Below are 11,040 nucleotides of genomic sequence, written 5' to 3' on the forward strand. Positions count from 1 at the left end.
ATAGTTAAGCATGTCGCATGGTTGAGCTTAGAACAAGGTTAAATAGTCGAAAGCGCGAGCGTATTTTTTGCATAATAACAGAGTGTAAAAAGCATAATTATCATCGGACACTGTCTAGCGCCACGCTATTTAAAGGGTGAACTCACTCTCTACAAATGGCAAAATAACAGGCTAATGTAAGTGCTATTTTCGTTAAAGTTGAGTTGTATCCTTTGAAATATTCACAACGTGCCCAAGCCATTTCGCCATTTTTTGCTATGGCTTTTGGAGAAAAAGCCGCCCGTTTAGAAGCTCAAGGCAAACACGTGGTTAAGTTAAACCTCGGTGAGCCTGATTTTGGTGCGCCACCCGATGTGTTAACAGCCATGCAAGAACTAGCAGGCTCTGCGCCACTGCCTTATACATCGGCTCTAGGTTTACCCGAGTTACGGGCTGCCATTGCCGGTTTTTATCAAAGCGCCCATCACATTGAACTTGATCCACAACGTATCGTGGTGACGGCAGGAGCGTCGGCTGCTTTATTGTTGTTAGCTGCAGCTTTTGTAGACGAGGGCGACAAAGTGGTCATGGCCGACCCGTCTTATCCTTGTAACCGACAATTTATCAAAGCCTTTGGTGGCCAAGTGCAGTTGGTGCCAACTCAAGCCGATTCGCATTTTCAGTTGAATAGTGCCCTGCTTAAACAGCATTGGCAACGTGGTACGCGCGGTTTGATGCTCGCTACACCATCTAACCCAACAGGTACGGCTGTGGCACCTGAAGAACTTGCTGCGATGTGTGAATTTGCCCGCAATAAAGGGGCGTGGCGCATAGTTGATGAGATTTATCTTAATTTGCATCATGGCGCTGCCGGTACTACGCCACAGACAGCCTTAGCTTTTGATGATGAAGCCTTAGTGATCAACAGTTTTTCAAAATATTTTGGCATGACAGGCTGGCGACTGGGCTGGTGTGTGGTGCCCGAGCGAGCGGTGGATGTGATGGAACGTTTGGCACAAAATTATTATATTTGCCCTTCCACCTTAGCGCAAAAAGCCGCTTTACAATGTTTTACCCCAAGCTCTATTGCCGTATGTGAGTCGCGGCGCGCAACACTGATTAGCCGCAAAAACTTAGTACTGGCTGGCTTACAAAAATGTGGCTTACCTGTGCCTGTTCATCCAGACGGCGCTTTTTATGTGTATATCGACGTGAGTTTGACGGGAATGTCTGCCATGACGTTTTGTGAGCGTGTATTGCAAGAAGCCCACGTGGCACTTACACCCGGTAATGATTTTGGTGAATTCCAAGGTGAGCAGTATGTACGTTTGTCTTTTGCCTCGGCCGAAGCAGAACTTGAAGAGGGTTTGCAACGCCTGAAGCTTTTCATGCACGCTAATCAATACCGCTAAAGCTTTTGATTTTTATGACTTTGTTGTTGAGTTAATTGGTTTTACGCAGTTCAAGGCGCTTGGTTTGTTGAAATCATCTGTTCCGTCTACATTGGTAAGATGAACAAGTTAATCAATAACCTGATCTTCCCCTGACCCTGAATCCTAATATGGGTGGATTTTAATTATGTTTAGATTAATAAACTTTATCATAATTTTTTTAGTTATTTTTGGTTGCTCGAATGCACAAGAAATTAATGAGTTTGATAAAAGTGGATACACTAAATTAATGAGAGTAGCAGAATCGTGCGATTTGGCAGCAACACGAAATTTGCTAAGAATTGGGGCCGACCCTAATTTAATAAATAGTGGAGGCGTATCAGCTATGAGCTTAGCTGTGACGTTTAATCACCTTGATTGCCTGCAAGAATTACTTTTATTTGGAGGTGATCCTAATATTTTCGATAAGAAAAGAAGAGAGGCGCTGATATTTAGAACAGTATCTCAATCAAGATTTGATATGTTAAAGGTCTTGATAGAAGCAGGTGCTGACGTAAATTCAGAAGATTCTTCCCAACAGACTCCTTTGATGAAAGCTGTCATATTGTCACAGTTTGATGTTGCTTACTATTTGTTAGAAATGGGAGCGAATCCGAGAATACCCAATATTTTCGGAAAAACTGTTGAGTCTAAATTAAAAAATGACGATATTCCTCAGAATGCAGAAATGTATGAATGGAAAATGAAAGTTAAACGAATAATTGAACAAAATGGATAAAGGGGGCGTAATAGTTGATTCGCTTAAGTCGCTAAAAAAATGCCCGCTGTGACGGGCATTATTTTTTCAGCTAAATAGCCATTAATTGTTACGCTATTTATGGTTCATCATTTACTAATAATGCTTGAGCACGCTGCTGATAAAACTCTGGTTTTAGGCCAATGAGTTGCGGAATAGTAGCTGATACTGCAACTGACGATAAGGTACCAAATACCACGCCAGCAAATAGGCCGATGGCAAAACCTTGCAAGGGTTGGCCACCAAAGATCCAAATCGCGCTGATGGTGGCAAGTGTCGTACCTGAGGTAATCAAGGATCGTGTCATGGTAGATTTAATCGCCGTATCCACTAAGTCACTCATGCTCATATTGTTTTTGGCGCGCATGACTTCACGTAATCTATCGCCGATAATGATGGAGTCATTGAGTGAATAACCAATAATGGCAAGTACACTGGCCAGCACGGTTAAATCAAAAGGCAGGCCAAGCCACGCGAACAACCCCAGCACCACTATGACATCGTGTACTAAGGCCACCAATGAGCCACAGGCTAAGCGCCATTCAAAACGCCACGTTAGATACAACATCATGGCGATAGCCGCAACCAATAGGGCTAAACTGCCGTTGTCGATGAGTTCTGCACCCACTTGTGAGCCAATATATACCGAGTCTTGTGGCGTAATATCAAAGCCACTTTGGCTGGCAAAGGTCGTTAACCAGGTTTTATCAATGACATCGGCAACACCGTCGGCTTGGCGAAGAGTCCATTGGGTATTGCCTGCGCTACTGCTGAGTTCAAAATCAGCAGATAGTTGGCTGGCTAACTGACTTTGCATTTGGCTTTTGGCAATGCTTTGAGAGGTGGTGAATTCGGTCATGTAACCGCCGCTAAAGTCGAGTCCAAGGTTTAAGCCTTTAGTCCCTAAACCAATGAGTGACAGCACGATCAAGCCAATGGCCAGATAAAAACCGGCTAAACGATATTTACTGAATGTTGTTAATGGAGTGGTATTCATTAGATTTGCTCCTGCTGTTTAATGCGGATCTGTGGTTTAACTAAATAGGTCAGTACATGTGCGACAAATACACCGGTAAACATGCTGGTTAAAATGCCTAAACTTAAGGTCATGGCAAAACCTTTAACTGGGCCATATCCAATACTGAGTAGTATGAGCGCGGTGATCATGGTGGTGATATTAGCGTCCAAAATAGTAGCAAAGGCCTCTTTATAGCCGGTTTCAATGGCCATAAAATTACTGCGACCGCGTAAGCGTTCTTCTTTTATTCGCTCAAAAATCAGCACGTTGGTATCCACCGCCATGCCTACTGTGAGTACTAATCCAGCTATGCCGGGTAAGGTCAGCACTACATTGGGTAATAAGGCCATCAAACCCAATAAACACACTAGGTTAAGCACTAAACTGGCATTAGCAATCAGCCCAAGTTTGCGATACCACAAGGCCATAAAGAGCAAGGTAATACTCAAGCCAATGGACAGTGCCATCATACCGTTGCCGACGTTTTCTTGGCCGAGTGAAGCTTGAATGGTGCGTTGCTGCACTATGCTAATAGGTGCGTCTAAGGAGCCTGCGCGAAGTAACAAAGCCAAATCTGCCGCTGCTTGTGGACTGCTTAGATTCGTAATGCTAAAGCGATTTCCAAGCTGAGATTGAATCGTTGCTACGCTTATCACTTTGCTGCTTTTGACCAACTCATTGTTGGTATTTTTGTAGTACTCAGAAAATACCGTCACCATGGGTTTACCTATGTTGGCCTTGGAAAACTCCGACATTCTTTTACCGCCAAGTCCGTCTAGGGCTAGGTTAACCAAAGCCATACCCAACTCATCACGTCCGGCATTGGCGTTTTCGATGTTTGAGCCACTAAAGATAGGTTTGGGGGCTACAGTCAGATGCCTGCCATCTTCATCACTAAAGTTTTTGGCTCCCATGGTGTCGCTGCTGGCCAATTCATAAAAATCTAAAGAGGCGGTGGCACCAATAATACGTTTGGCTTGTTCGGGATCTTTTACTCCTGGTAACTCAATGCGAATGCGGTTTTTACCTTGACGTTGAGTTACAGCTTCAGTGATGCCTAATTCTGCTATGCGGCCACGTAGCGTAGTCAGTGCTTGAGCCATTATCTCCTGATGAAAAGTGTTGATGCTCTGCTCAGTAAAAACTAAGGAGGCATTGCGCTCGCTGGTTTTTGTATAGTTAATATCCGGCAGTTCTTGTCGCAACTCGTTAATAAGGGATTTCACTTGTGTGGCTTGCTGAGGGGAAAATTGCAGCGTCATCGCGCCATTACCTTCTGAGGTATTGTTGCTGGCGGCGATTTTTACACTAACCCCCCTTAGACCTTGGTCATGAATAAGCTGTAAAATTTGGTCTTTAACATTACCTAAGCGCTCTTGGTCGGCTTTGTTGGTGTCCACTTCGAGCACAAACAGCACTCCTCCGCTTAAATCTAAGCCCAATTTTATCGGCGCCATGCCAAGTTCTTGCAGCCAACTTGGCGCAGCAGATTGACTGCCTAAACGTACTTGATAAGCATCACTTAAGGTGTTTTTTAATTGTTGCTGAGCACGTAGTAGTGCTTCGTCGTCTCCCTCGATAACAATTTTACTGTCGGTATTGTTAGTGATGATTTGTTTAACTTGGATATCTGCTTGCTGCATCACTTTGCGTAGTCGTTGCACACTAGGTAGTTGTATAGGGGAGGGTAGTTGTTGAGCACCAGCAATTTGCTGTGTATTAGCTTGTGTTTGACTCGGTTTTATAACACTAACCAACAAGGCGTTATTATTGCCATATAAGGTCGGGATGGCATTTAAGCCCAGTATAAATACAGTGATAACGATCACTAAAATTTGCCAAGTGTACTTGGGCTTGGAGGTTGTAGTTCGCATGTTTGTTCTCTTTGGTAACCAAGCGGCAGGCTTAAAATACCTAGCTCAATTGGCGCAGCGCAGGCGGAGTTAAGCCGCCAGGCTAAATAAAATTCAGTACCGAAGTACTCACTTTAAAAGTGCGCTGAAATAGCGCGAGAACAAACTAACTGAGGTAGGTGATAGAGCCGGTGTAAAGGCTATTGCCGTCTTTCCAGCCGGCAAGGCGACCATGGCTATGGGCTGCGTCTGGGCGCAAATACCATGGTAGGGCATTATTGGTGTTAAAGGGCGCTAAAAAGTGTTTGAGGCCTAAGACTTCAGGTAAAAACTCGAAGGCGAGTACAAAAATAGGTTCATTCTGTAACGTCGAACCAAAGGCACTGGCGGCTTGGCGCTCAAAAGGCGGCAAACTGACATTGGGTTTAAATCTGGTTTGATAAACGGGCGTTTTTGTAGGGCTATCGTTGTGATGGTCTGTATCACTGCCATCACTAAAGTCTTGGTTTGTATAATTGCTGCTGTAATCCAAAAATTGAGTTTGCTGCTCTGCGGCGCACGCAGGTGAAGACATGGCTGCAAAAAGAGCAATGCTTAAGCTGAAAATAAGTGCACGCCAAAACCACATAAACATCAATTAAATCTATGACTCAAAGTGCAGCTATAGTAAGGGCGAAATAACAAAATACAAGATAAGACACATAGCAAAGCACAAATATTCTGCGCAAAACTAAGGGTTACGGTCAGGAGGTTTTTATGATTGACTGGCCCGTGCTTACCAACTTAAAAAATTAAGTCGATGGCATACAGACCGGCATATTCATCATCCCCATCCATATAAAAGCGTATTTGCATGTGAGGAAAACGCATATTGGCTTTGCCAAGCATGATAGTAAAATCGTGTTCAAAATAGGGTTTGAAAGTTTCAGCCACTGCACCCTGATATAGATAGTCCGATAATTTCCATGGGCCTTTGGGCGACTTAATACGAGACTTTTTAAAAATATCTTCGCGCATATTTAATTCAGCCATTTTTTTATTACGATATTTAAGCATGAGGTGATTATCAAAAATATCGTAATAACTGTGTTGGTCTGAAAATATCCGGCCTATTGGTTCAGGTAATTTTTCAGTTAATGTGTCCATGGTAGGCTGCTGTCCGGACTGCGCCGCTTTTATAATGTCATCAATACCCACTAGCGAAGTGTTGGATAACTCCGCATTAGTTTTTTTGTTATCACTATAAGCGAGGGTAAAGGCCACCAGATATTTTTTAGTTTCTTTGGTAAAAGGGTCGTATTCAGTATCAAAAACCAAACTAAGCTGAACGTTTTTCTGCGTAATAGTTAATAGGTTGCCACTTGCTGTAGTAGGTCTATTTTTGAAAGCGTCGCGAATATTTTCAATAGAGCTATTAACCTTAATTCCTTGTTCTATTTGCCATTCAAACTGGTCAAACTCTTCATTGGCTTCAATTAAATTGAGGGCATCGTACGACAGTATCTGATCAGTAAATTCGACACTGATGAGTTTATCTTGTTTAAAGTGCAACCAATGGCGGCGCCCATACAATAATGATTCGATACCCTTAAAAAGTTTAAATTCAGCGGATGGATAACCGAAAGTTTCGAGAACGTGCTGGCGGGTGGCACCAAGCGAAATGCCATAGATAGAGCCTGAGAGTAAAATGTTTTTATTTTGCAGCTTAGGTTTTGTATTGAATTGCGCAGAATTAATCTCTTGTTCATCGATTAATGACTGTAGGGCAGGCTTTTGGCGTATCACCAAAGACATATCAAATTCAGTTTTAATTTGACTTAATTTGAGAGTGTGACCTTTGCCCCCTTGAGCATCGTAGCTGGAAGCCCGGCGCAAATTTTTGTTTTCGTTTTTACATAATCTAATGGCCTCGGCAGAGTAGCTAAAAACAATGTCTTTATTGACTTCTGATAATTCGCGGTCTTTGACCCGTGTGGATTTGGTTAAATCTGTGATAACAAGCGCGTCTGCGCCTAGCTCGGCTGCACTGGATTGCAGTTTAGTCAAAATTTTTGCTAGATCTTGTTCATATTCTCTATCAACGTAATCTTGGATTTGCGCCATGGATACCACGCCTTTTTCTTCTAAGAGGCCGATTACCTGATAATCACATCCAGGGTAATAATCTAAAATGGGGGGTAACTCTTTGGCGTGCCCGACAGGCATTTGCATACAACTCGACAGCAGTAGCAATAATATTCTGAGATTCATGAAATACTTCAATTCGCTAAAAATTAACACTACAAAATAATACCCTTGTTGTATATGCGTAAATTTTTAAAGCTTTTTTTGATGCGGCAGATGAGGTGGCATACCGTTTTTGGGTGATTTTCCAAAATAACTGTCCTGCTTAAAATCGATAGTCGTCATTATTATTTATTGGTTAGTTTGGCTTTCTTGATCGTAAATTACCAAAGTACCTTCCTGTTTTAATCTTTTTTTGTGATGGTGATTTCAATTTTTTTGCTGCTGCCAGCAAACCATTTTTGCACGTAAATACTGCCGATAACCGGAGGCATACCGTCTTCTGGTACTTCTTCAAAACGCACACTATTTTTGTTTTCTTTTTCGAAAATAAACTTAACTTTTTTCTCGGACATGGCTAACTCAATCTATAGTTAATTGATTAAAATCTTATGTTACTCTGGGGCTATGTAACCGGAACAAAGGAGACTTGTTTATTATGCAGATTGATATCTTATCGCCATTTTTTAACATGTTACCTACGCCGATTGTAGTGTTACACAACTCGCAACCGTCGCTCAACCATCCTTTCGTATTTATAAATCAGCGTTTTGTTGATGTCATTGGTTGGACTTTAGAAGATATTCCTGACAAAGACCATTGGTGGGTGACTGTGTATCCTAATGAGGATTATCAGAAGGTTGTTGCCCGTCAGTGGGAGTTGGAAATGCTCAGTGCTCAAGAGACGGGAAAGAATTTCGTTACAATGCAAGTCAATATTACCACCAAACATAAGGGGGTTCGGCGTTTTAATGTATTTACCCAATTTGATTTTGTCCTCATTCCTGATCACTACATTGTGGTATTTGAGCCTTTATAAAATGCAACAAGCAAGATGCTGGAGCATAAACAGCAAGGTAAGTCGTTAGCAGGGGATAAGCCTTAATTACATTATTTTTTTGTCTGCTACAATGCTCATTTGGGCGCGCTTACGCCCCTACAGTTTCAAGACAAAATTCATAAGGTCTTACATGTCATTTTCAGCACTAAACTTAGCCGAGCCAATCCTTAAAGCCTTAAATGAACTGGGATACAAACAAGCAACTCCAATCCAACAACAAGCTATTCCGGCGATACTAGCCGGTAAAGATCTTATTGCGGCGGCGCAAACGGGCACAGGTAAAACCGCCAGTTTTGTGTTGCCAATTCTGCAAAAACTCAATACTGAGCAAAAGCTCAGAGGTAAACGCATTCGTGCGCTGATTTTGGTTCCCACCCGCGAGTTGGCTTTGCAAGTGGAAAAGAGCGTGATGGCCTACGGGCAATATCTCAATCTCACTACCATGGCGATGTATGGTGGCACTGATGTAGAGGCGCAAAAACAGCGTTTAATTGGTGGCATCGATATTCTGATTGCGACGCCTGGCCGCTTGCTGGATATGGCCCATCAACGCGCTTTGCACTTTGATGAACTTGAGGTGCTGGTATTAGATGAAGCCGACAGAATGCTGGATATGGGTTTTATTGGTGACATTAATAAAATCATTGAACGCCTGCCTGAGCAGCGACAAAACCTCTTATTTTCGGCGACCATTTCCGATGAAGTGCGTAACTTAGCCAAACGTTCTATTAACAACCCAGTTGAAATCTCCATTAAGCATAATGAGGCATCAGCACCTAAAATTGAGCAGTGGTTAGTGACGGTGGATAAAGATACCAAGTCAGCCCTATTAAGCCATTTGATTAAACATCTGGAATGGGATCAAGCCCTGATTTTTATTGAAACCAAACAAGGTGCAGCCAAGTTAGTCAGCCAATTAGAAAAACGCGGCATCCCCACCGAATGTATTCATGGGGATAAAACTCAAAGCATGCGTGAAAAAATCCTCGCTGATTTTAAATCGGGAAAAATCCAGTTTTTGGTGGCAACCGGCGTGGCAGCTCGTGGTCTGGATATTCAAAACCTTTCTCGTGTCGTCAATTACGACTTACCTGATCAAGTTGAAGATTATATTCATCGCATTGGTAGAACAGGCCGCGCAGGTGCAAGTGGCGAAGCCGTATCCTTTGTGGCTAAAGATAACTTTAGAAACCTATGTGCCATCGAAAGCCACCTTGGTCATGTACTTGTGCGCAAAGAATTTGAAGGTTTTGCGGTCAGAAAGGCAGTGCCGGTTTCTATTTTAAATTACGTGCCTAAAAATAAACGCACATAAGAGTTTAAATATCGGTAATTGACCTAAAAAACGGAGTTTAAGCAGCGACCCAGCATACAGTCGATCATTGTTGGCTATTACAATCATGTGATTCCTCTTAAAATTAGGGGAATCACGACATAAATTGCGTACTCAACTCTGATATTTATCAAAGTTGAGTATGCTTTACACACTAACTGAAAAAGCACACGCTGGTTTAATCGTTTACGATAATTTTTTAAATCGACTTAAGACCAACCCAACAAAACCTAATATAAAGATGGTCAGAGTGGATGGTCCTGGTACAGGATTACCTGTTGGATCATTGCCATTAGCGTCACCTATTTCATCAAAAAAGAAATTATCTAAGCCCATACCTACTGCATCACTACCAACATCATTGGTAAATGAAAACCATGTGATGTCATCAAAAAGGGTATTTGTGGAAGAGATCGTAATTAGAGGGTCTGGGCCATTTCCCAATCCCCATGAATCACTAGCGACATTGAAAATCCCAGTGGCTTTTGATGTATTAATCGACACTTTTTCAGTTCCTGTCGAACTTCCGCCACCAACAGAGGTATTGGTAGATACCCTAAAACCACCGAGATCAAACATACTATTATCTACTTTAGACACTCGCACTTCAATTACTTCGCCATAAGGTCCGTTATCCCAATGCCAATGTGCTACGTCATTACCTGTACCGTAATAATCACCAATAGTTGATGCAAAGGGAGATGGTGGGCCACTAAAGAAAAATTCAAACATAAATCCACTTTCAATATAGTTGGCAACATCTTGAAAAGAAGTAGAATTATCTGTTACGCCTGTGCCGCCTGCGTTAAATGTTGCAGTACCACCGGTAAAATTAATAAATGCAGCATTACTCATGCCGCTGATGGTTAAACCTAAACCTAGACATGCCACTTTTAAATATTTATATTTCATTGTATTTTCCTTATGAAACAGTATTTTTTAAAAAGAATTGTTACAGCATAAATTTTATGCATAACTTAGGCCAAATGAATAAATTCATTATTTTTCAGTTGCTTGGTTTTTTTTTATTTTATTTATTTTTTGAGGTTGTATAAAAAATCGACACTAACAGCATCTGTTATGGGCAATTAATATATCTTTTGTTTATTTGAGTTTGTGATGAACCGAACTACATATAGTCGCCAGTCATCTATGTCTACTAACAAGGGAGTGTGTATTATACTTTTGTGATCTTGCTGTCTATTCGTCTTTCTAAATAATTTATTTTGACCAATTTTATGACTATCTTGTTTACTTCAAAGTGAGGTAAAGCCAGCAAAGTGTTAAAAAATACACTTGAATTGTCAATTACAACTATCTCATTAAGCAGTTTCAATCTAATTTGGTAATAGCTATTTCAAGTTTTTACTGCTGCCTCGGCAAAAATATGACCATGTATTTGTTTGCCAGAGCATATTCGGTCATCGCTAGCGGTTCGACCCAAAAACAGAATCCAGCCGTCTTGGTATTTCAGTACGGGTAATTATCCGAAAAATCCAACACATTAGTTTGCTGTTTCGCTATTTACCCGCCACTAGAATAGAAT

General features: G+C 41.7%; 10 protein-coding genes. 4 read left to right on the forward strand and 6 right to left on the reverse strand.

Annotation, left to right across the window (positions count from 1 at the left end):
- The first annotated feature begins 212 nt into the window (after nucleotides 1-212).
- Together AX660_RS12355 and AX660_RS12360 are read left to right on the forward strand one after the other, a co-directional pair.
- On the forward strand, nucleotides 213-1,391 hold the full coding sequence (locus AX660_RS12355; protein WP_068377895.1) for an aminotransferase class I/II-fold pyridoxal phosphate-dependent enzyme: 1,179 nt from the start codon (nucleotides 213-215) through the stop codon (nucleotides 1,389-1,391).
- 166 nt (nucleotides 1,392-1,557) lie between these two features.
- Nucleotides 1,558-2,148 carry an ankyrin repeat domain-containing protein gene (locus tag AX660_RS12360; RefSeq protein ID WP_068377326.1) on the forward strand — a complete coding sequence of 197 codons (591 nt, stop codon included), beginning with the start codon at nucleotides 1,558-1,560 and terminating at the stop codon, nucleotides 2,146-2,148.
- A 97-nt stretch (nucleotides 2,149-2,245) separates the two neighbouring features.
- Here AX660_RS12360 and secF read toward each other — a convergent pair whose 3' ends face one another.
- The 5 genes from secF to AX660_RS23405 all read right to left on the reverse strand — a co-directional run bounded on the left by secF (nucleotide 2,246) and on the right by AX660_RS23405 (nucleotide 7,676).
- The gene (gene secF / locus AX660_RS12365) at nucleotides 2,246-3,163 is read right to left on the reverse strand and encodes a protein translocase subunit SecF (protein WP_068377329.1); all 918 of its coding nucleotides are present in this window, start codon (nucleotides 3,161-3,163) and stop codon (nucleotides 2,246-2,248) included.
- Entirely contained in the window at nucleotides 3,163-5,058 is a 1,896-nt protein-coding gene (gene secD / locus AX660_RS12370) for a protein translocase subunit SecD (RefSeq protein WP_068377336.1), read from the reverse strand. The genes secF and secD overlap by 1 nt, the downstream gene beginning before the upstream one ends.
- A 145-nt stretch (nucleotides 5,059-5,203) precedes the next feature.
- The gene (locus tag AX660_RS12375) at nucleotides 5,204-5,671 is read right to left on the reverse strand and encodes a hypothetical protein (protein ID WP_068377339.1); all 468 of its coding nucleotides are present in this window, start codon (nucleotides 5,669-5,671) and stop codon (nucleotides 5,204-5,206) included.
- A 149-nt stretch (nucleotides 5,672-5,820) separates the two neighbouring features.
- Nucleotides 5,821-7,287, reverse strand: a complete 1,467-nt coding sequence (locus tag AX660_RS12380; protein WP_131811797.1) for a hypothetical protein — start codon at nucleotides 7,285-7,287, stop codon at nucleotides 5,821-5,823.
- A gap of 218 nt (nucleotides 7,288-7,505) precedes the next feature.
- Nucleotides 7,506-7,676 carry a hypothetical protein gene (locus tag AX660_RS23405; RefSeq protein WP_164483518.1) on the reverse strand — a complete coding sequence of 57 codons (171 nt, stop codon included), beginning with the start codon at nucleotides 7,674-7,676 and terminating at the stop codon, nucleotides 7,506-7,508.
- Nucleotides 7,677-7,759: 83 nt separating this feature from the next.
- On the opposite strand from AX660_RS23405, the gene AX660_RS12385 reads away from it, so the two are divergent.
- Nucleotides 7,760-8,140 (forward strand): PAS domain-containing protein, encoded by a 381-nt coding sequence (locus AX660_RS12385; RefSeq protein WP_068377345.1) that lies wholly within the window; start codon nucleotides 7,760-7,762, stop codon nucleotides 8,138-8,140.
- Nucleotides 8,141-8,291: 151 nt separating this feature from the next.
- Nucleotides 8,292-9,476: a DEAD/DEAH box helicase gene (locus AX660_RS12390; protein WP_068377349.1), complete on the forward strand. Its 1,185-nt coding sequence runs from the start codon at nucleotides 8,292-8,294 to the stop codon at nucleotides 9,474-9,476.
- 204 nt (nucleotides 9,477-9,680) lie between these two features.
- Here AX660_RS12390 and AX660_RS12395 read toward each other — a convergent pair whose 3' ends face one another.
- On the reverse strand, nucleotides 9,681-10,406 hold the full coding sequence (locus tag AX660_RS12395) for a hypothetical protein (protein ID WP_068377352.1): 726 nt from the start codon (nucleotides 10,404-10,406) through the stop codon (nucleotides 9,681-9,683).
- Between the last annotated feature and the right edge of the window lie 634 nt (nucleotides 10,407-11,040).

The sequence above is a fragment of the Paraglaciecola hydrolytica genome, from assembly GCF_001565895.1.
Taxonomy (GTDB): Bacteria; Pseudomonadota; Gammaproteobacteria; order Enterobacterales; family Alteromonadaceae; genus Paraglaciecola; species Paraglaciecola hydrolytica.